Annotated in this window: 21 protein-coding genes; 8 read left to right on the top strand and 13 right to left on the bottom strand. The window is 71.0% G+C overall.

The window, feature by feature from the left end; all coding sequences use genetic code 11:
- Positions 1 to 61: 61 nt before the first annotated feature.
- From VGJ14_20945 to mraZ, 3 genes are all read right to left on the bottom strand, one after another.
- Positions 62 to 841 (bottom strand): hypothetical protein, encoded by a 780-nt coding sequence (locus VGJ14_20945; GenBank protein ID HEY2834897.1) that lies wholly within the window; start codon positions 839 to 841, stop codon positions 62 to 64.
- Positions 842 to 870: 29 nt separating this feature from the next.
- A complete protein-coding gene (rsmH, locus tag VGJ14_20940; protein HEY2834896.1) occupies positions 871 to 1,854 on the bottom strand; it encodes a 16S rRNA (cytosine(1402)-N(4))-methyltransferase RsmH in 984 nt (327 codons plus the stop codon).
- A 177-nt stretch (positions 1,855 to 2,031) separates the two neighbouring features.
- Entirely contained in the window at positions 2,032 to 2,463 is a 432-nt protein-coding gene (gene mraZ, locus VGJ14_20935; protein HEY2834895.1) for a division/cell wall cluster transcriptional repressor MraZ, read from the bottom strand.
- A gap of 225 nt (positions 2,464 to 2,688) precedes the next feature.
- Here mraZ and VGJ14_20930 point away from each other — a divergent pair, with 225 nt between their 5' ends.
- Genes VGJ14_20930 through VGJ14_20920 form a run of 3 tightly spaced genes read left to right on the top strand, consistent with a single transcriptional unit; the run spans position 2,689 to position 7,443 of the window.
- Entirely contained in the window at positions 2,689 to 3,717 is a 1,029-nt protein-coding gene (locus VGJ14_20930; protein HEY2834894.1) for a MoxR family ATPase, read from the top strand.
- 25 nt (positions 3,718 to 3,742) lie between these two features.
- A complete protein-coding gene (locus VGJ14_20925; protein ID HEY2834893.1) occupies positions 3,743 to 5,029 on the top strand; it encodes a DUF58 domain-containing protein in 1,287 nt (428 codons plus the stop codon).
- Positions 5,026 to 7,443, top strand: coding sequence for a DUF3488 and transglutaminase-like domain-containing protein (locus VGJ14_20920; protein ID HEY2834892.1), 2,418 nt, complete (start codon positions 5,026 to 5,028; stop codon positions 7,441 to 7,443). The genes VGJ14_20925 and VGJ14_20920 overlap by 4 nt, the downstream gene beginning before the upstream one ends.
- A gap of 7 nt (positions 7,444 to 7,450) precedes the next feature.
- Here VGJ14_20920 and VGJ14_20915 read toward each other — a convergent pair whose 3' ends face one another.
- Positions 7,451 to 7,843, bottom strand: a complete 393-nt coding sequence (locus VGJ14_20915) for a DUF3040 domain-containing protein (GenBank protein ID HEY2834891.1) — start codon at positions 7,841 to 7,843, stop codon at positions 7,451 to 7,453.
- Positions 7,844 to 7,972: 129 nt separating this feature from the next.
- Positions 7,973 to 8,731 (bottom strand): methyltransferase domain-containing protein, encoded by a 759-nt coding sequence (locus tag VGJ14_20910; GenBank protein ID HEY2834890.1) that lies wholly within the window; start codon positions 8,729 to 8,731, stop codon positions 7,973 to 7,975.
- Positions 8,732 to 8,754: 23 nt separating this feature from the next.
- Between VGJ14_20910 and glpK the strand changes: the two genes are divergently transcribed.
- The 3 genes from glpK (at position 8,755) to VGJ14_20895 (ending at position 11,760) form a co-directional block, all read left to right on the top strand.
- The gene (glpK, locus tag VGJ14_20905) at positions 8,755 to 10,236 is read left to right on the top strand and encodes a glycerol kinase GlpK (GenBank protein HEY2834889.1); all 1,482 of its coding nucleotides are present in this window, start codon (positions 8,755 to 8,757) and stop codon (positions 10,234 to 10,236) included.
- Between the two features lie 157 nt (positions 10,237 to 10,393).
- A complete protein-coding gene (locus tag VGJ14_20900; GenBank protein ID HEY2834888.1) occupies positions 10,394 to 11,239 on the top strand; it encodes a DUF559 domain-containing protein in 846 nt (281 codons plus the stop codon).
- Positions 11,240 to 11,520: 281 nt separating this feature from the next.
- Positions 11,521 to 11,760 (top strand): hypothetical protein, encoded by a 240-nt coding sequence (locus VGJ14_20895; protein HEY2834887.1) that lies wholly within the window; start codon positions 11,521 to 11,523, stop codon positions 11,758 to 11,760.
- Positions 11,761 to 11,853: 93 nt separating this feature from the next.
- Here the strand turns inward: VGJ14_20895 and VGJ14_20890 are convergent, their stop codons facing one another.
- Genes VGJ14_20890 through VGJ14_20880 form a run of 3 tightly spaced genes read right to left on the bottom strand, consistent with a single transcriptional unit; the run spans position 11,854 to position 14,281 of the window.
- The gene (locus VGJ14_20890; protein ID HEY2834886.1) at positions 11,854 to 12,654 is read right to left on the bottom strand and encodes an ABC transporter permease; all 801 of its coding nucleotides are present in this window, start codon (positions 12,652 to 12,654) and stop codon (positions 11,854 to 11,856) included.
- On the bottom strand, positions 12,651 to 13,556 hold the full coding sequence (locus VGJ14_20885; GenBank protein HEY2834885.1) for an ABC transporter ATP-binding protein: 906 nt from the start codon (positions 13,554 to 13,556) through the stop codon (positions 12,651 to 12,653). The genes VGJ14_20890 and VGJ14_20885 overlap by 4 nt, the downstream gene beginning before the upstream one ends.
- 20 nt (positions 13,557 to 13,576) lie before the next feature.
- The gene (locus VGJ14_20880; protein ID HEY2834884.1) at positions 13,577 to 14,281 is read right to left on the bottom strand and encodes a lysophospholipid acyltransferase family protein; all 705 of its coding nucleotides are present in this window, start codon (positions 14,279 to 14,281) and stop codon (positions 13,577 to 13,579) included.
- 61 nt (positions 14,282 to 14,342) lie between these two features.
- Here VGJ14_20880 and VGJ14_20875 point away from each other — a divergent pair, with 61 nt between their 5' ends.
- Entirely contained in the window at positions 14,343 to 15,107 is a 765-nt protein-coding gene (locus VGJ14_20875) for an alpha/beta fold hydrolase (protein HEY2834883.1), read from the top strand.
- The gene (locus VGJ14_20870) at positions 15,104 to 15,856 is read left to right on the top strand and encodes a hypothetical protein (protein ID HEY2834882.1); all 753 of its coding nucleotides are present in this window, start codon (positions 15,104 to 15,106) and stop codon (positions 15,854 to 15,856) included. The genes VGJ14_20875 and VGJ14_20870 overlap by 4 nt, the downstream gene beginning before the upstream one ends.
- A gap of 10 nt (positions 15,857 to 15,866) precedes the next feature.
- Here the strand turns inward: VGJ14_20870 and VGJ14_20865 are convergent, their stop codons facing one another.
- From VGJ14_20865 to VGJ14_20845, 5 genes are read right to left on the bottom strand one after another with little or no spacing between them, the layout of a single operon-like run.
- Entirely contained in the window at positions 15,867 to 16,571 is a 705-nt protein-coding gene (locus VGJ14_20865) for an endonuclease/exonuclease/phosphatase family protein (protein ID HEY2834881.1), read from the bottom strand.
- Positions 16,568 to 17,494: an ROK family glucokinase gene (locus VGJ14_20860; protein HEY2834880.1), complete on the bottom strand. Its 927-nt coding sequence runs from the start codon at positions 17,492 to 17,494 to the stop codon at positions 16,568 to 16,570. Before VGJ14_20860 ends, VGJ14_20865 begins: the two co-directional genes overlap by 4 nt.
- Before the next feature lie 51 nt (positions 17,495 to 17,545).
- Positions 17,546 to 17,869 carry a hypothetical protein gene (locus VGJ14_20855; protein ID HEY2834879.1) on the bottom strand — a complete coding sequence of 108 codons (324 nt, stop codon included), beginning with the start codon at positions 17,867 to 17,869 and terminating at the stop codon, positions 17,546 to 17,548.
- On the bottom strand, positions 17,866 to 19,044 hold the full coding sequence (locus tag VGJ14_20850; protein ID HEY2834878.1) for an ArsA family ATPase: 1,179 nt from the start codon (positions 19,042 to 19,044) through the stop codon (positions 17,866 to 17,868). Before VGJ14_20850 ends, VGJ14_20855 begins: the two co-directional genes overlap by 4 nt.
- Before the next feature lie 14 nt (positions 19,045 to 19,058).
- Complete coding sequence (locus tag VGJ14_20845) at positions 19,059 to 19,496, bottom strand: SRPBCC family protein (GenBank protein HEY2834877.1); 438 nt, start codon at positions 19,494 to 19,496, stop codon at positions 19,059 to 19,061.
- Positions 19,497 to 19,522: the final 26 nt, after the last annotated feature.

Raw genomic sequence — 19,522 nt, 5'->3', positions numbered from 1 at the left:
GGACGGCGGGCCGGTCGCCGCGACGGTGCCGGTCGACGCGACGGTGCCGGACGGCGAGCGGTCATCGTGGCGGCCTCTGCTTCGTCGCGGTGGGTTTGGTCTCGGTGGGCTGGGCCTTGGCCGGAGCCGGTGCCGGCGGGGCGGGGGGCGCATTGACCGCGGTCGCATCCGGCGGCGGGGCCACCACGGTCTCCCCTCCACTGCGCGCCCCGCCCTTGTCCTGGTTGGCGAGTTTCTGCTGCCAGCGCTTGGCCTCCGCGGCGGCCCGTTGCCGCTCCTGCTCGGCAGCCTTCTGCCGCGCTGCCTCGGCCGCCGCCTCGGCCGCGGCCTGTGCCTTGGCCTCCGCCTCGATCTGGTCCTGCGCCGCCTTCTCCGCGGCCCGCTCCTGGGCGGCGGCCGCCGCCGCAGCCTGTTCCGGGGTCAGCGGCACCGCAGCGCCGCCCGCCACCGAGGCGTGCCCACTGATCGAGCCGTCGGCCAGCTGGACGTATCCGAGGCTGACCGCGGGCACCATGCCGAGCTTGCGGGCATCGGACGCGAGGGCATCCGGCGAGCTGGAGCGGGCCAATTTCTCCTGCAGTGACGCGGATTGGTCATCGAGGTCGGCGACGCGCTTCTGCAGCCGGCTGACGGTGAACGAACTCTGCGCCAGCGCGGTATTCACCCCGAGCAACGCGGCCAACCCGACGCTGAGCAGCAGCACGATCAGCAGCACGAAGGAGGCCCGGCCGGGTTTGCCCTCGGCCGATGCGGGTTCCGCCGCCGCAGCGTCCGCGCGGCTGCGGGCTCTGGCCGCGAGCGGAGCGGGCAGCGGAATCGTCGGCCGCGAACGGGGCGGCATGCTCAGCACGCTGCCGTTACCACGCCGCATCACGCGCACCGGGCTTCCCGCAGTTTCTCCGCGGCCCGCAGCCGGGCCGAGGCGGCCCGCGGGTTCGCCGCCACCTCCGCGGCATCGGGCGTCTCACCGCGGCCGATGAGGCGGAGCAAAGGCGCGTGTTCGGGCAACTCGACGGGAAACCCCACCGGCGCGGTGGAGGTGGCACCGGCCGCGAACACCCGCTTGACCACCCGGTCCTCCAGGGAGTGGTAGGACAACACGACGATCCGTCCGCCCGAGACCGCCTCCGCCGGGCGCGGTGCCGCCGCCTCGATGGCGGCGGGCAACGCCCGGGCCAACGCGGCCAACTCACCGTTCACCTCGATGCGCAGGGCCTGGAACGTCCGCTTCGCGGGGTTGCCACCGGTGCGCCGAGCGGGGGCGGGTACCGCCGCCCGGATCAGCTCCACCAACCGGGCGGAGCCACGGAACGGCTCCTGCGCCCGGCCGGACACGATCGCCTCGGCAATGCGCCGGGCAAACCGCTCCTCGCCGTACTCGCGCATCAGCCGGGTCAGCTCCGGCGTGGAGTAGGTGTTGAGCACATCGGCGGCGGTGAGCCCGGTGGTCGGATCCATCCGCATGTCCAGCGGGGTGTCCCGGGCGTAGGCGAAGCCGCGGTCGGCCTCGTCGAGCTGCATGGAGGACACGCCCAGGTCGAACAGCACCCCGTGGACCCGGTCCACGCCGAGTGCACCGAGCACGTCGGGCAGTCGGTCGTAGACGGCGTGGGTGAGGTGCACCCGGTCCCCGAACGGGGCCAACCGGGCCGCGGCCCGCTCCAACGCGAACGGGTCGCGGTCCAGGCCCACCAATCGCACCCGGGGATAGCGGGTGAGCATGGCCTCGCTGTGTCCACCGGCCCCGACGGTGGCATCGACGACGACCGCATCCGCGCGGTCCAGCGCCGGTTCGAGCACGGCCAGCACGCGCTCGCGCATCACCGGGACATGGCCGTGGGCCGGACCCGTCATCGTTGTCACCTCCCGCCCCGCGGACTGTCCCGTGTTCGGTCGTTGCGCTCCCTCAGCGGGCTTCAATCGGCCGTGCATTCAGGTCCCCGCCCGCTCGCTAGGCCGGCTCCGGGGAAGTGAGTCGGCGAAGCTCGAGCGGGGGGAGACCTGATCGCACGGTCGCGATCCGCCGCCGCGCTACATCAGTCCAGGCAGCACCTCCTCGGAGAGGTCGGCGAAGGCCTGCTCCTGCGCGGTCAGGTAGGACTCCCATGCCGCGGCGTCCCACACCTCGACCCGCGAGTTGGCCCCGATCACCACGCAGTCCCGGTCCAGCCCGGCATAGGCGCGCAACGCCGGCGGTACCGTGACCCGCCCCTGCTTGTCCGGGACCTCGTCCGAGGCGCCGGCGTAGAGCACGCGCATGAAGTCACGCGGCCCCTTCTGGGTGACCGGGGCGGTCCGCAGGGAATCGGCGATCCGGGCGAACTCGGCGATCGGCCAGATGTACAGGCACCGTTCCTGACCCTTGGTGATCACGAGTCCCTCCGCGAGCTCGTCCCGGAATTTCGCCGGAAGGATCAGTCGGCCTTTTTCGTCCAGCCGCGGGGTGTGGGTGCCCAGAAACATGGCCCCTCCTCCGCCAGTAGAGCCCTAATCGCTCCACCAGGCCCCACCGTACTCCACTTTGCCCCACCGCGGTCAATGCGCAACGGCATGTCTCCACCCATCCGGGGCAGTCCCGTCCACCGACCGCACCAGGACGCTGCCGGTGTGCGCAGTCGCGGTAGAGAATGGTCGAGTACCCTCCCCCATCGCCTCACCGTGCAGTAGCCGCCCGACCCTGGAGGACGCGTGACCGCCTTCCCCTATGACGGGCCCGGCGCCACGCTGCCGAGCGTCACGGCGCAGGCGACGGCGGGTGACTACGGCGTGACGGTCGGGCCCACCATCACCGAGACGGCGGGCCGCATTCAGGCCGCGGTGGAGCGGGTCATCATCGGCAAGCGGGACTCGGTGCGGCTGGCGTTGATCGTGCTGTTGGCCGAGGGACACCTGCTGGTCGAGGACGTGCCGGGCGTCGGCAAGACCATGCTGTCCAAGGCCCTGGCCCGGTCGATCGACTGCACGGTGCGGCGCATCCAGTTCACCCCGGATCTGCTGCCATCGGACATCACCGGGGTGTCCATCTGGAACATGGAAAGGCGCGACTTCGAGTTCAAGCCCGGCGCCATCTTCGCCAACATCGTCATCGGCGATGAGATCAACCGCGCTTCCCCCAAGACCCAATCCGCGCTGCTGGAGTGCATGGAGGAGAACCAGGTCACCGTGGACGGCGTGACCTATGAGTTGGCCGCCCCGTTCATGGTTGTCGCCACCCAGAACCCGGTCGAGATGGAGGGCACCTATCCGCTGCCCGAGGCACAGCGCGACCGGTTCATGGCCCGGGTCTCCATGGGCTACCCGGACGCCGCCGCCGAGATGGAGATGATCGAGGGGCACGGCCAGAGCTCACCGCTGGAGCAGCTCACTCCGGTCGCTGACGCCTACACGGTGGTCCGCCTTATCCGGGCCGTGCGCGAGGTCCACGTTTCGACCAGCGTCAAGCAGTACGCCATCGACATCGTCGCGGCCACCCGAACCAGTCCGGAACTGCGTCTGGGCGCCTCCCCGCGGGCCACCCTGCAACTGATCCGCGCCGGTCGCGCCACGGCAGCCCTGGACGGCCGCGACTTCGTACTGCCCGACGACATCCAGGCCCTGGCCCAGTCGGTGCTCGCGCACCGACTACTCACCACCGCCGAGGCGCAGATCGCGCGGCGCACCGCCGGCGCGGTGGTCGCCGACATCGTCCGGCGCATCCCCCTCCCCACCGGAAGATGACGGCCCATCAGATGGATCCTCGAGGGTGAGGCCATTGCGCGGCCTGACCGTGCGCGGTCGGTCGTTCCTCGTCGCGGGCATCGCCGCGTTGATCTGCGCGCTGGTGCTCGGTCAGCAGGACCTGTTGCGCGTTTCGGTGCTGCTGCTCACTCTTCCGTTCATCTGCATGATCGTGGTGCGGCGTACCCAACACACCGTCACCTGCAGCCGGTCGGTGGATCCGGGTCGGGTACAGGCGGGCGAGGAAACCAAGGTCACCCTGCGGCTGGAGAACAGTTCGCTGGTGCCCACCGGACTGTTGTTGGCCGAGGACACCCTGCCCCGCGGGATGAGCGCCCGGCCCCGGTTCGTCATCGACCAGCTGGATCCGCGCGGGCAGCGCGACGTGTTCTACAAGGTGCGCAGCCAGGTCCGCGGTCGCTACCCCATCGGCCCGCTGACCCTTCGGGTGGCCGACCCGTTCGGGATGTGCGAGGTCGCCCGCGCCTTCCCCGGCGTCGATGACCTGATCGTGATCCCGGTGGTCGAAGCGCTGCCGGTGGTGCTGCTCGGCGGGGAGTGGACAGGCAGCAACGACAGCCATCCCAGCTCCATCCCGTCGGCCGGCGAGGACGACATCGGCACCCGCGAGTACCGGCACGGCGACGCGCTGCACCGCGTGCACTGGCGCTCCACTGCCCGCCGCGGTGAGCTCATGGTGCGCCGCGAGGAGCACCCCCGACAGAGCCGCGCGACGATTCTGTTGGACGCCCGGGGCGGCGCGCATTACGGCGAGGGGCGGAACTCCTCGCTGGAATGGGGGGTGTCCGCGGCCGCGTCGCTGGCCGTGCATCTGACCCGCCGCGAATTCACGTTGCGGGTGATGAACGAGACCGGCGATGGCCTGGCCGGGTTGAACTCCGACGTGATCGCCCCGCTGCCCGACGTCGAAGGTCTGCTGCTGGACGCGTTGGCCGTGCTCCTGCCGACCAACACCCCGTCGTTGCGCGAGGCCGGCCTGGCGTTGGCCCGGGCGGGCACCGACAGCTTGGTGATCGCCGTGCTCGGCTCGCTCAGCGACCAGGACGCGGCCGACCTGGCGCATCGCCGGCAGGGCACCACCACCGCGATCGCGGTGCTGCTGCGCACCGAGACCTGGATCGGGCTCGCCCCCGACGCCGCCGCGGAGACGGCCTTCGAACACAACGTGGCGCTGCTGCGCAACGCCGGGTGGCGGGTGATCCCGGTCCGGGTCGGCGACCGGTTACCCGACCTGTGGCCGTTGGCCGCGCGGCGCGGCACGCCCGGCATCGACCACTCGGTGGTGGCGTGAACAGCCAGGGCGCAGAGCTGCGCCGTTGCCTCGCCGGCTGGCTGGCCACCCTGGCGGCCTCCGCGTCGCTGTTCGCCGTGCTGCACGGTCGGGACTGGTTCGTGCGCGCGGCCGGGGTGGCCACCGTGATCGCGGTGCTCGGCGCGGCCGGGCGCGCGGCCCGAGTGCCCCGGGCGCTGCTCCCGCTGATCCAGGCGGCGGCGGGGTCTATCTATCTGGTCGTCGCCTTCGTTTCCGACCAGGCGCGTGACGGGTTCCTGCCCACCCACGAGACTCTCGACCGGATCCGCCAGATGTGGACCGGCGGCTTCGACCAATTCGACCGGATCGTCCCGCCGGTCACCCCCACCCCGGAGATCACGTTCATTGCGGTGAGCGGGGTGGCCGCCGCCGCGCTGCTGGTGGACATGCTGGCCGCGAGCTATCGGCAGACCGCGTTGGCCGGGCTGCCGTTGCTGGCCCTGTATGTGGTGCCGGTCTCGGTGCGCCCGGACGAGGTGTCCGCCTGGTTGTTCCTGGCGCCGGCGGTGGCCTTCCTGTTGCTGCTGGCCGCGGACAGCCGGGACCGGTTGCTCGGCTGGGGCGTGCCCATCGGTGGGCGCACCGAGGCCGGCCCGGTCGGTCGCGGTCCCAACCAGATGTCCCGGATGAGCCGCCGCATCGGGGTCACCGTGCTCTCGTTGTCCGTGGTCATACCCGCCGCGGCACCACGGCTGACGCACGGCGTGTTCGGCGCCAAGGGCGTCGGCGATGCCAAGGGCAAGACGATCTCCACCCTGAACCCGTTGGTGACGATGCGCCGGGACCTGGTGCGGTCCGCCGACGTGGACCTGCTCACCCTGCGCACCACCTCCGCGCACCCCAGCGAGGTGTACCTGCGCACGGTGACCCTCGATGAGTTCGACGGCGTGGAGTGGAAGGCGGCACGCCGCGAAGTGCACGCGTTCAACAACTTGCCGGAGGTGGCGGGCCTGTCCCCCGCGGTGGCCACCAGCCCCGTGGTCACCGAGCTCACCGCCGACGCCTCGCTGCAGTCGGACTACCTGCCGATGCCGTTCCCGCCCACCAAGCTGACCCTGACCGGCGAGTGGCGGCTGGACGACCTGACCGACAACGTGGTCAGCCACAAGGGCCGCAAGCAGATCTCCGGTCTGCACTGGAGCGTGCAGAGCCTCGACCTCGCACCGACCAAGAGGGACATCGCGAACACCCCGCCCAGCAGCGCGTACCTGCAGAGCTACCTGCAACTGCCGGCCAACCTGCCCGCGCTGGTCAAGGACACCGCGTTACGAGAGACCAAGGGCGCGAACAACGCCCTGGAGATCGGTGCCGCGCTGCAGGCGTGGTTCCGGCAACCGGGCAACTTCACCTACGACCTACGCACCGCGCCGGGCAGCGGCAACGGCGCGCTGGTCGACTTCCTGCGCGACCGGCGCGGTTACTGCGAACAGTTCGCCGCGACCATGGCGGTGATGGCGCGTCAGCTCGGCGTGCCGGCCCGGGTGAACGTCGGATTCACCGCCGGGCGGCTGGCCGCCGACGGGCTGAGCCGGACCATCAGTGCCTACGACGCACACGCTTGGCCGGAGTTGTGGATTCCGAACCTGGGCTGGACGCGGTTCGAGCCGACGCCCGGCTCGGCCAATTCCAATCCCAGCGCACCGAGTTGGCTGCCGGTGACCGGCCGGGGCGTGCAGGACCCGCAGGACGACAACCAGAGCGACGAGCCGACCTCCCAGCCGCAGGACGCGACCCCCGTGGGCGGCGGGGCCGGGCTGGGCGACGGTGGTGGCCAGCCCGACCAGGCGCCGGGCTCGGATGCCTGCGACCCCGGCACTCGCTTGAACAAGAACACCCAGATCTGTGAGGACATCCCCGCCGTCTGGTGGAAGCGGTGGTGGAAGTGGGAACTCGCCGGCCTCGGCCTGCTCGTGTTGCTGGCCGCACCCGCCGTGCTGCGGGTGCTCATCCGGCGGCGCCGTTGGGCGGTGGCGGGCAGATCGCGGTCGGGATCCGAGGTGGCCGAGATCGCCTGGCGCGAGCTGGCCGACGACGCCGTCGACCTGGGCATCCTGTGGCCGGCGGCGCGCACCCCACGCCGCACGCTGGCCGAGGTGAGCGCCGAGGGTCGGCTGACCGTGGAGGGAGTCGCCGCACTCGGCCTGCTCAGTAGTGCGGTGGAGCGCAGCCGCTACGCCCGCGACGTGCCGGCCGGGGTGGACCCGGCCCGGATGCGCACCGCGGTGCTGGTGGTGTCCACCCAGCTCGGGGTGGCGGCCGGTGAGTGGCGGCGGTTCCTGGCCGTGGTGGCCCCGGCCTCGATCTGGTTCACCGTGCGCGCCGGCGTGGAGCGGCTGGCCAAAGCCGTCGCCACTCGGCGGGCGGCGCTGCGTCCGCAGCGCGCCAAGGGCTAGCAGGCAGCTACTGGCCGCCCTCGCGGCGCTTGCGCCACCGGTCCTCGAAGCGGTCGGAGACGCTGCGCTTGACGGGCCGCTTGGCGGTCCGGCCGGGGACCGGGCGCGGGGTCTCGGCGCCGGTGGAAACCTTGCGCCAGCTGGACACCGCGAACAGGGCGGAGGCCAGCATCAGCACGAAACCGAGCACGCTGACCGCGATCATCGGGCCGCGGACGATGACGCCGGCCATCAGCATGCCCACGCCGAGCACAAATCCCGCCGCCGACTGCACGGCGCGCCGGCGGTAGTGGCTACGCAGATCGGTCCCGCGCAACGACGACACGAACTTCGGGTCCTCGGCATAGAGGGCCCGCTCCATCTGCTCCAGCAGACGTTGCTCGTGGTCGGAGAGCGGCACGGAGACCTCCTTCTTCCGGCCGCGCGCCCCTGCGCCAGACCGGACCCTTCCCCACTCAGGATAAGCAAGCAACCGCGTGCATGTAACCCGACCTGACTAACAGATGCCCCAGCCGAGCCCGGGCATTCGTCACGAGCCGGGCAAGCCGGTCGCCAACAGGTGCAGTTGACCGGCCACGGCGTGGAAATCGGGGTGCTCGGCAAGCACCGCTTCCAGCGCCAACAACGCCTCTATGGCCTCCGGTTCGCCCTCCACCACACCGCCCGGCACCAGGTCCACGCACACCCGCACGCCGTGGGTGGCGAACACCGTCAGCCCCGCCGCCGCAAACAGCGCTGCGGCCTGCCCGGCGGTGAACCGCCGCGGCAGCGGGTCCCGCTCCCCCCACCGGCCCGCCGGGTCCGCCAGCACGGCGCGGGCCTGGTCCAGGTGACCGGCCGCGGCCCGGGCCAGCGCGGCTCCGTTCGGGTTGGCCACCAGGACGCTCACCACGCCGTCCGGGCGCAGCACCCCGGCCACCGCCTTGAGCACCGCGGTCGGGTCGTCCACGTGCTCGAGCACCCCATGGCAGAGCACCAGGTCGCAGGAACCGGCCGCGATCAGACCGGAGAGGTCCGCAGCGTCGGCCTGCAGCCACCGCACCCGGTCGCCGACCCCGGCCTCGGCTGCGCGTCGCTCCAGCGCGGCCAGCGCGTCCGGGTTCGGGTCCAGCACGGTGACCGCGTGCCCGGCCTGCGCCAGGGGTACCGCAAAGCCGCCGGTGCCCCCGCCGACGTCCAGTACCTCGAGGGCCTCCCGGCCGGGCAGCCGCGCGTCCAGCGCGGCCCGCAGCCCGTCCCACACCACCGCCGTGCGGAGCCGGCGACGGGCGTTCGCCACGTCGGTCATGGTCCAACCCTAGAGTCCGGGGCATGAGCATTCTCGCCATCGACGCCGGGACCACCGGAATCACTGCGCTGGTGGTCGACGAGACCGCCAGGGTGGTCGGGCGGGGGTATCAGGAATTCCCCCAGTACTTCCCCGCGTCGGGCTGGGTGGAGCACGACGCCGAGGAGATCTGGCAGGCCACGCTGGCCGCCTGCCGGACCGCGCTGGACTCCGCCGCCGACGCCGCGCCGGTGACGTGCATCGGCATCACCAACCAACGGGAGACCGCGGTGCTCTGGGACCGCCGCACGCTGCGCTCCCCGCGCAAAGCGCTGGTGTGGCAGGACCGGCGCACCACGGCGATCTGCGAACGGCTGATCGAGGCCGGGCACGAACCGCGGGTCGCCGAGCTCACCGGGCTGCGGCTGGACCCGTACTTCACCGGCACCAAGCTCTCCTGGCTGGCCGAGCACGACCCGGCGTGGGCGGGGGTGCGCGCGGGCGAGGTCGCGGTCGGCACCGTGGACGCCTACCTGATCGCCCGGCTGACGGGAGGTCAGGTGCACGCTACTGACGCCTCCAACGCCTCCCGCACACTGCTCTACGACATCACCGCGGGCGCCTGGTCGCAGGAGTTGTGCGAGCTGTTGCAGGTGCCCATGGACGCCCTGCCCGCCGTGCGCCCGTCCTGGGGCGAGTTCGGCCGCACCGACCCCGACGCCTTCCTGGGCCTGAGCCTCCCGGTCACCGGGGTGGCCGGGGACCAACAGGCGGCATTGTTCGGCCAGGCCTGCTACTCCCCCGGCGACTCCAAATGCACCTATGGCACCGGCTCGTTCATCCTCATCAACACCGGTACGCAGCTCATCCGGTCCAGCGCCGGGTTGCTCACCACGGTGGCCTGGCAGGCGCCGCACGGTGCCCTGACCTACGCGCTGGAGGGCGCCATCTTCGTCACCGGCGCCGCGGTGCAGTGGCTGCGCGACGGGCTGGGCCTGATCGAACTCGCGGCGCAAACCGAGAAGTTGGCCACCTCCGTACCGGACACCGGCGGCGTGGTGTTCGTGCCCGCGCTCACCGGCCTGGGTGCCCCGCACTGGGACCCCGAGGCTCGCGGCGCCATGTTCGGCCTGACCCGGGGCACCACCCCCGCACACCTGGCCCGGGCCACCCTGGAGGCCATTGCCTTCCAGGTGCGTGACGTGGTGGACGTGATGACCGCCGACGCCGGACTGACCATCCCGATGCTCACCGTGGACGGCGGAGCCAGCGCCAACGGGTTCCTCTGTCAGGTACAGGCCGACCAGTTGCAGATCCCGGTGGAACGCCCCGAGGTACTGGAGACCACCGGGTTGGGCGCCGCGTTCCTGGCCGGGTTGGGTGCCGGCGTCTGGCCGGACCCGGCCACCCTGGCCGACACCTGGCGCCTGGACCGCCGCTTCGAACCGGGCCCCCGCGACGACGCGGCATACCGCCGCTGGCAGGTCGCGGTCCAGCGGTCGCGCGGATGGGCCGGGCTCGGCTGAGTCCAACCACTGGAGGGCAAGGTTGAAAACAGAGTGACGGGACACGCCGAGGGCGCCGCCACTCGCGTTTCAACCTTGCCCAGCAGTTGTTTCGCCGCTTATCCACAGCGCCGCCGAATCTCCTCCGACCCGCCCCACTACCCGCCAGATTGCCATCGTGGATCTCGATGTGGCACTGCAGAAGTGCGGCGGGGCGGCCCGATGGAAAACCCTGCGCGGCCTCGGGGTGTCGGCGCACGTGTTGCGATCCGCCGGGCCGGAACTCGTCATCGCCCGCGGCACTTTCGCGTTGCCGGACGCCCCGGCAGCGCTGGTGACGGCTGCCCGCGTGGGTGGGGTGGCTTCGCACGGAAGCGCCGCCCTGCTACATGGATTCGGGTCGTGGCGACCGGACCCGACGTTGGACGTCACCGTCGCGGCGGGCAGCCACTCACCCCAACCCGGTGTCCGGATCCACCGAGCGCGCCTGTGCCCTGCCGAAATAGATCCGTTCCGACCCCTGACGGCCACGCTGCGTACCGTGCTCGATTGCGCCCGCATCATGCCACTGCCCGAAGCCCTTGTCGTGATGGATGCAGCGCTGCACGGCGGCATGGTGCGACGCGGACCGCTGCAGACAGCAGCCGACGCGGCGCGTGGTCATGGCGCCGCAGCGCTGCGGCGCGCGGTGCGATTCGCCGACGAACTCGCCGCATCGCCGCTGGAGTCCGTTCTTCGACTCATCCTCACCATCCTCGATTGCGAGTTGCGCAGCCAAGTGCGCATCCCGGGCGTCGTCGCACCCGTGGACTTCGTGCTCGACGGATGGCTGGTCGTCGAGGCGGACGGCTTCGAGTTCCACTCCGACCGACAGGCCTACCGTCAGGACCGCGGACGCCTCAATGCCCTGGCGGCACACGGCTACGTGCTGCTGCGCTTCACCTGGGAGGACGTCCGCTTCCGGCCGGGTTGGGTCCTGGAGCAGGTGGCGCGGGTGCTCAGCCTCGGGCCACGACACCACTGACGGGACGAGTTGAAAAGGATGTGGCGACTTACGGCGCGAGGCGGTCACTCGCGTTTCAACCTTGCCCACCTGTTGCGCGGGCCTAGATACGGGCGGTGTCCAGGGAAAAGCGCAGCGATACCTGTGCCAGCTTCTTGCCGTGGCAGGCTGCGGATGTGGACGCGGTGATCGACCTTGACGCCGCAGCCGGCCTGCTCGCACGTCACGCGGAGACTTGGCGCTTGTTAGGCCTGTCCGTAGGACCAATTACTTGGGCAGATGGTCAAACCACGGTGAATGCCGTGACGACTGATCGCTCGGCGGTGCGCGGCGACTACTCGTGTGCGATCGCCCTGCGCCGCGGGCGCCAGGAAGGTCACCTCGTGCTCTATGCCGGCGGGTGGTGCGACTTCACCTACTGGTCGGGAGAGGGCGACAGCTTCATCGACGAGTCGCCCGGCTGGAACGAATGGTTGGACCTGGCCGGCTTCGAGGACGTCGTGAACCGCTTCGGCGCTTGCTTCGGTGGCGACAGCGCGTAGGGGTATGAGGACCCGTTCGGATAGCTGCTGATGCCCGAACGTTGATCGAAATCGCCCGACCTTCCGATGCGGGCGGGCTTCTACTGGCGCGTGTCACACCCGGGCGGTGTCCCGGCTCATCCGCCAGACGGCGCCGGCCACGAACACGCACAGCCAGGCCAGCAGGTTCACCGGCCACACCCAGTCGAAGGTGCCGTCGTGCAACGGCGCGTGGACGAGCCCGTTGAGCCCCCACAGCGGGGTGAACGCGGCGACGGTGCGCCAGGTGTCGGAGAACTGGCTGAGCGGGATGAACAGTCCGCCGCCGAATGAGCAGAGCATCAGCACGAAGCCGAGGATCTGCATGACGTTCTCCGAGGGCAGCAGGTAGCCGATGAACAGGCCCAGAGCGCTGAACACGAGGGCGCCGATCCACACGCTGAACGCACTGATCACCCAGACCCACAACGGCATGTCCGGTTTCTTGGCGGCCACCCCGGTGGCGTAGACGACCAGCACCGAGGCGCCGCCGAGCACCAGCGAGGTGGCCATCTTCACCACGATGTAGGCCGCCGGGACCAACGGCGTGACACGCAGCTGCCGGCTCCACCCGGCCGCCCGTTCGATCGACACCATCGCCCCACCGCTGGTGCAGGCCAGCACCGCGCCGTAGAGCGCCATGGAGATCAGCACCGAGGCGGACTCGTTGCCGTTGCCGTGCGGCAGGTCGGCGTAAACGTCGTTGAGCCCGAACATCAGGAAGAACAGCGGCGGCGCGATCACCGTGAAGATCAGCGTGCGCCGGTTGCGCAGCAGGCGACGCACCTCCAGCCGCACCAGGGTCGGGGAGAAACCACCGAACCGGGCGTCCGGACGGCGCAGCGCCGCCGCCACGTCGACGGCCTGCTCGCTCATGAACTCACCTCCGCAGGCTGATCGGAGGTAAGCGCGACAAACGCGTCCTCCAGGTCCAGCGCCGCGATCTCCAGGTCGCGGGCCGCGGTGTGGGTGAGCAGGTGACGGGCAACCAGGTCGCTGTCCGCGGTGGTCACCAGCACGCTGTTCCCGCGCACCTCCACCGAACTCACGCCGGGCAGCGCCCGCAGTGTCGCGACGTCCGGATCGGGCAACGTGGCCCGCACCGCCCGACCCGCAGCCCGGGCCTTCACCTGCGCCGGGGTGCCATCGGCGACGATCTCGCCGCGGCGGATCAGCACGATGCGGTCGGCGTGGTCGTCGGCCTCGTCCAGGTAGTGGGTGGCGAACAGCACGGTGCGCCCGCGGCGGGCATCGGCCCGGATGGCCCGCCAGAACTCCCGGCGGCCCTCCACGTCCATGCCCTGGGTCGGCTCGTCGAGGATCAGCAGCGCCGGGTCCGGCAACAACGCCATCGCGAAGCGCAGCCGCTGCTGCTCGCCGCCGGAGCACTTGCCGACCATGCGATCGGCGATCCCGGCGATGCCGGCCCGCTCCAGCACCTCGCCCACCGGGCGCGGGTTGGTGCACAGCGCCGCGGTGAATTCCACGGTCTCGGCCACGCTGAGGTCCTTGAGCAGCCCGCCGGTCTGCATGACCGCGGCCACCAGGCCCTTGCGCACCGCCCGGCCGGGCGTGGTGCCGTAGATCTCCACGATCCCCGCGCTCGGTCTGGACAGGCCCAGGATCATGTCGATGGTGGTGGTCTTCCCGGCCCCGTTCGGCCCGAGAAAGGCCACCATCTGACCGGCGGGAACGCCCAGGTCGATGCCGCGAACCGCGTGCACCGCCCCGAAGTTCTTGTGCAACCCCCGCAGCTGGATCGCTGCTGCTCCATCCATCGGACCTAGGTTAACCGCAGTCAGGCCGCCCGGTCGTGCGGGCCGCGGGGTTCGCGGTTCTTCTTGGCCTGGCTGGCGTAGATATCCACGTATTCCTGACCGGACAACTGCATGAGCTCGTACATCAGCTCGTCGGTGGCCGAGCGCAGCACGAACCGGTCCTCCTCCAGCCCGGCGTACCGGGAGAAGTCCAGTGGCGCGCCGATCTTCACCCCGATCCGGGCGATCTTCGGCAGCACCCGGCCTGGCGGCTGCACCCGGTGGGTGTCCACCATGGCCACCGGCAGCACCGGTACACCGGCTTTGATGGCCAGTCGCGCCACTCCGGTGCGCCCGCGGTACAGCCGCCCGTCCGGGGATCGGGTGCCCTCCGGATAGATGCCGAACAGCGCGCCGCTGCGCAACACGCCAAGGCCCGCATCCAGGGCGTTGTCCGAGGCGCTGCCCCCGGACCGGTTCACCGGGATCTGACCGACGCCGCGGAAGAAGCCGGCGCTGAACCGCCCCTTCAGCCCGGTGCCGGTGAAGTACTCCTCCTTGGCCAGGAACGTGATCCGCCGGGACACCACCAAGGGCAGAAAGAATGAATCGCTGAACGAGAGGTGGTTGCTGGCCAGGATCGCCGGGCCGGTCTCCGGGATGTTCTCCAGACCTTCCGACCAGGGCCGGAACGCCGCCCGCAGGGGCGGACCCAGCAGGAAGTACTTCACTATCCAGTAGAGCACCGCACCTCCCCACCGGTTCTCCGACGCGGCAGTAACTCTAGTGACGTGCCACCATGGTTTCGTGCCAGTCCTGTCGGGAGCGGAGCCGTACCACCACAGCGGAGGTTCGGTCGGCGCGCTGCTCTGCCACGGCTTCACCGGCTCGCCATACAGCATGCGCCCGTGGGCGGAATACCTGGCCGCGGCCTCCTTGACGGTCGCGCTACCCCGCCTGCCCGGCCACGGCACGGACTGGCGGGACATGAACCTGACCACCTGGGACGACTGGTACACCGCGGTCGACCGGGAATTCGGGGAGCTGCGCGAGCGCTGCGACCAAGTGTTCGTGATGGGGCTGTCCATGGGTGGGGCGCTGGCCCTGCGGGTGGCGCAACGCCACGGCGGCGCGGTGGCCGGGGTGGTCGTGGTGAACCCGTCGGTGCTGTCCCACGACCCGCGGCTGCGGGCGTTGCCGCTACTGCACCGCTTTGTGCCCTCCTTGGGCGCCATCGGCGACGACATCCGCAAGCCCGGCGTCAGCGAGATGGCCTACGACCGCACCCCGTTGCGCGCGCTGGAATCGCTGCGTCGGGCCTGGCCGACCGTCGTGCGCGACCTGCCCCGGGTGACCCAGCCGCTGCTGCTGCTGCGCAGCTACACCGACCACGTGGTGGAACCGGAGAGCTCCCGTCAGGTGCTGAGCCGGGTGTCCTCCCGCGACCTCACCGAGATCGTGCTGCACGACAGCTACCACGTGGCCACCCTGGATCATGACGCCCCGCGCATCTTCGCGGAGAGCCTCGATTTCGTGAACCGACTGCGCGCGCAAGCGGTCCAAGGCCCATGAGCCCGGGGCGCAGCAACGGGCTGCCCGCGGTGCGCTACACGCCGCTGGTGGATCTGCAGCCGCACTTCGCCGATGCCCTGTTGGAAGCCCTGCGCGCCGAGGGGGTGGCCGCCTACGCAGCGCCCGCGCCCGGCCGGCGCGGCCCTTACATGGACGTGATCCTGCCGGACCGGCCCACCGACCGGGTGTGGGTGGACGCCGCCGCCGAGGCGGACGCCCGGGCATTGTTGGAGTCCCGCCGCGGCGAGTTCTCCGAGCCGCCCGCCCGGGCAACGGTGCCGGCTTCGATGACCGAGGCGGAGGACGCGGCCTGGCAGGCGATCGTGGCGGGTTGGGAGCAGAACACCACCGACCCGGTGCCGCCGTGGCCGGTGGCCGAGGACGTGGTCGCGGGTGAGGCGCAGGCCGAACCCGCTGCGGTTCGCCCCGGGTCGCATGCGGACGACGAGCCGTTGGTGGTGCAGGAGATCCCCCGGCCGCCGGTGGAGGCGGACGACCCGGAGGACCACTTCGTGCCGCCCCCACCGCCCCCGTTGCCGCGGCTGGAGCCCCGCACCAAGCTCGCCTGGCTCGGCGTGTTCCTCGGTCCGATCTACCTCGTGGCCCGCGCCTGGTTCGGCATCGACTTGTTCTACGGCGCGAGTGTGCTGATCCTGGCCGCCTTCATCGGCGGCGCGGTCTCGTTGATCTACCGGATGAAGGACGACGGTCGCGACGAGATCGATCCCGACAACGGCGCCGTGGTCTGACGGCGGGCGCTCAGCCCGGCGACGGGCCGAGCATGAGCTGCGCGAGCACGGGCAGATGGTCGCTGGCCGCGGCGGCTGCGGGCAGCCCGTGGGGCACCCCGGCAGCCAGCACGGTGACCGCCTCGGAGACGAAGATCGCGTCGATGCGGCGGTTGGGCGCGAACGCCGGGAACGTCGCTCCGCCGCCCTCGGGCACCACCGAGTACGCGTCGCGCAATCGGGCCGCCACGGTGTTCCAGGCCGAGGTACCGGGGTCGTCATTGACCGCGATGCCACAGACCACCTGATCCCCCAACCCGCCGATCTGCGAGATCAACGCGTCGGCCTGCCGGCTGCGCTGCGTGGTGTCCAGCCCGAACCGGGTGGAGATCACCACCACGCGGCTGCCGCTGACCTCCAGCACGGCGAGCACCATGCCTGCGCGCCGCCGCCAACTGCCGGGCAGCGGCGTGGAGATCACCCCGAGCACCTTGTTGCGCACCTTGGACAGCACCAGGTTGCCCGCGGCCTTGCGGTCCCCGCCGACCACCAGCAGCTCGGCCTCGCGGGCCAACGCCGCACACCGGGACCGCCATCGGGTGGAGGTGGGCGCCTGCTGCAACAGCACCACATCCGCCCGGGTGGCGCGGATCACCCCTACGACCGCGGCCGGGTCGCCGCGCAACCCCCGCACGTCGTAGGAGAGCACCCGTAGGGGCGTGACCCCGCCACTCACGGACCGCCCCCCTCTCTGGCCAGATCGGCGGCCCCAATCATGCCCGCATCGTTGCCCAGCAGCGCGGGAACCAGCACCGGCGACTTTCGCGTACCACCCGCGGGCAGCCGACGGTCGAAGGTCCGCCGGGCCGGTTGCACCAACAGGTCACCGGCGTCGGCGACGCCGCCGCCGATCACGAAGCAGGTCGGGTCCAGCACCGCGGCCAATCCGGCCAGGCCGACCCCGAGCCAGTGGCCTGTCTCGGCGAGCAACTCGATCGCAGCCGAATCGCCGGTTCGCGCCAGCTTGGTGATCACCGGACCCCGCAGCTGTTCGGGCTTTCCGTGGCAGGACGCGGACAGTAGGGCGGCCTCGGGCCGCTTGGCGCGGACCAGGTCGCGGGCCCGGCGTAACAATGCCTCCCCGCCGGCGTATTGCTCCCAACAGCCGTACTGGCCGCAACCGCACGGCATGCCGTCCGGCACCACCGGCAGGTGCCCGAACTCCCCGGCAACCCCGTGACCCCCACGGATCAGTTGCCCGTCCTGCACCATCCCGCCGCCCACGCCGGTGCCGACAGTCACGCACACCACGTGGTCGTGCCCGACACCGGCGCCGAACCGGGCCTCGGCCCAGGCCGCGGCGTTCGCGTCGTTCTCCACCACCACGGTGGCGTTCAATTCATCGCCCAATTGGCTGCCCAGGGGTTCGGTCCGCCACGGCAGATTCGGCGCGAACAGCACGGTGGATCGGTCGAGATCCACGAACCCCGCGGCACCCACCCCGATGGGCACCCGAACGGCCTCCCGGCCGAGATCCCGGACCGCCGCGACGATCGCCTCGAACAACTCTTCGCTGTCCTCCGGCGATTCCCGCCGGACGCAGTTGAGCACTTTCCCCTGGCCGTCCACCAAGCCGGCCGCGATCTTGGTGCCACCCACGTCCACACCTACTGCGAGATCATTCATATGTGGCTGCAATCTGATCGTACGTCAGTTGATGACGATGGTTTCGAAGTCACCGCTGCGGCGCTGGTTGCCCGAGTTCGCACCGAGCTGATCGCTCACCAGCCGTAGCGCCGAGCCCACCGAACGCAGCGCATCGTCCAGATGCTCCGCCAGTTCCGGGCTGGTGTCCCGGGCCAACGCGATCAACCGGCACAGCGGACACAACCGGCACTCCGCGGACCCGGTGGCGACGTGCTCGGACCACCCGGAGGATTCCGCGGTGCGTGCGCCCAACCACTGGCCCAACGCGTCCAACAGGCGCGCCGCCTCGTGGCCGGCCGTGCCCAACGGATCGGCAGACGCCGTCATGGCAGATCCCGGGCAAAGCCGATGTCCAACCGGTCGCCGACCAGATCCGCACCGGTGATCGCACGGCGGGCCAGCAAGCCGGGCAAGGCCAACTGCCGACGGTGCCCGGCCACCGTCAGCACCAGCTCATCGCCCTTACGTCGCAGGTCCATCTCGCGCTTGTCGGCCAGCGGCAGGGCGAGGGAGAGCACATACCGGTCCTCGGTGTGACGGACCGTCATGGGTTCCGCCCCGGCCAGCACCGCACACGGGTCCGAGCGGTCCGCGGGCAGCGCAGAGTAGAGCTCCTCGGCGAACGCTGCGAGTTCGCCCGGTCCCACCGGCTCACACGTACGGTACGGCGAACGCAGCACCGGCAACGGGGCGAAGGAGGCCTCGACCTCGGCCAGCACGGCTGCCTGCGCGGCCACCCAGCCGCGCCGCCACTCATCCGCCCCGGCCTGCGGGAACACCCGATTGGCGATCACCGCATCGGTCCGGTACCCGTAGAGCGCCAGCGAGGTCAGCGTGCGCCGCGCCTCGGCCACCACCACCGCCTCCGGGGTGAGCACCAGGCGCACCGAGGTGCCGGGGTCGGTGAGCACGCTGCGCACCGCGGCCAGCTCCGCGTGCAACCGTTCCACCGCGTCGAACACCTTGTCCCGGGGCATCGGCACGCCGGCCACCTTGCCCAGCACCGGCCGCAGCGCGCGCACCAGACGCCGCTCGACCGGGAAGACCCGGTCCATGTACCAGTTCAGCGCCTCGGGCAGGGCCAATAGCCGCAGCGTCTCGGCGGTCGGCGCACAGTCCACGACCACGACGTCCCAGCGCCCGGAGCGCACCTGATCGCGCACCTCGAGCAGGGCCAGCACCTCCTCGGCGCCGGGCAGCACGGTGAGCTCCTCGGCCTCGATCGGATCGACCCCGACCGAGTCCAGCACGCTGAGCAGGTAGCTGCGGATCTCCACCCAGGTCCGCTCGAACGTGCGCTGCGTGTCGACCTGTTGCACGTAGAGGTGGGGACCGACCTCGGTGGGCTCGCCCCCCGCGGGGTGGTCGAAGGCGTCGGCCAACGAATGCGCGGCGTCGGTGGAGAGCACCAGCGTCTTGTAACCAGCGGCGGCAGCCGCGGTCGCGGTGCCGGCCGCGGCGGTCGTCTTGCCAACGCCGCCCTTGCCGGTGAACAACAGCACTCGAGCAGTCAGGGCTAGCCCTCCACGCGCTTCTTGAGCTCCTTGAGGGCCTGATCGATGATGACCTTCTCGGCCTTGCGCTTGATCATGCCCAGCAGCGGGATCTTGACGTCCAGCGCCAGGTGATAGGTCACCTCGGTGTGCCCGTCGCCGGTTTCCACCAGCGCGTAGGAGCCGACCAGCATCTTGAGCATCTGGCCCTCGACGAGCTTCCAGGTCAGCAGGTCGGGCACCTGCGACCAGTCGTAGCCCAGGGTGTACTCGTCCTTGATCGGGCCTGCGTCGAGTTGGTAGTGCACCAGCTCGGCCCGCCCGTCGGGCAGCCGGCCGAGGATCTCCGCCTTCTTCACCGCGCCGGCCCATTCCGGGTAGGCCTCGAAGTCGGCGATCACGTCAAGCACGGCCTGCGGCGCCGCGGCGATGGTGATGCTCGCCGTGGTCTGATCCGCCATTGCCCATCCTCCGCTTGCCGGTAGGA

Source organism: Sporichthyaceae bacterium (genome assembly GCA_036493475.1).
Taxonomy (GTDB): domain Bacteria; phylum Actinomycetota; class Actinomycetes; order Sporichthyales; family Sporichthyaceae; genus DASQPJ01.
The sequence above is the reverse complement of the archived record's forward strand: the minus strand, read 5'-3'. Positions and strand labels throughout refer to the sequence as shown.

Bases quoted from the DNA above. Each gene is read 5' to 3' on its own strand.
- VGJ14_20845 (HEY2834877.1), bottom strand. From the start codon at position 19,496: ATGGCGGATCAGACCACGGCGAGCATCACCATCGCCGCGGCGCCGCAG.
- VGJ14_20885 (HEY2834885.1), bottom strand. From the start codon at position 13,556: ATGGATGGAGCAGCAGCGATCCAGCTGCGGGGGTTGCACAAGAACTTC.
- glpK (HEY2834889.1), top strand. From the start codon at position 8,755: ATGAGCATTCTCGCCATCGACGCCGGGACCACCGGAATCACTGCGCTG.
- VGJ14_20855 (HEY2834879.1), bottom strand. From the start codon at position 17,869: ATGACGGCGTCTGCCGATCCGTTGGGCACGGCCGGCCACGAGGCGGCG.
- rsmH (HEY2834896.1), bottom strand. From the start codon at position 1,854: ATGACGGGTCCGGCCCACGGCCATGTCCCGGTGATGCGCGAGCGCGTG.
- VGJ14_20870 (HEY2834882.1), top strand. From the start codon at position 15,104: ATGAGCCCGGGGCGCAGCAACGGGCTGCCCGCGGTGCGCTACACGCCG.
- VGJ14_20910 (HEY2834890.1), bottom strand. From the start codon at position 8,731: ATGACCGACGTGGCGAACGCCCGTCGCCGGCTCCGCACGGCGGTGGTG.
- VGJ14_20945 (HEY2834897.1), bottom strand. From the start codon at position 841: ATGCCGCCCCGTTCGCGGCCGACGATTCCGCTGCCCGCTCCGCTCGCG.
- mraZ (HEY2834895.1), bottom strand. From the start codon at position 2,463: ATGTTTCTGGGCACCCACACCCCGCGGCTGGACGAAAAAGGCCGACTG.
- VGJ14_20890 (HEY2834886.1), bottom strand. From the start codon at position 12,654: ATGAGCGAGCAGGCCGTCGACGTGGCGGCGGCGCTGCGCCGTCCGGAC.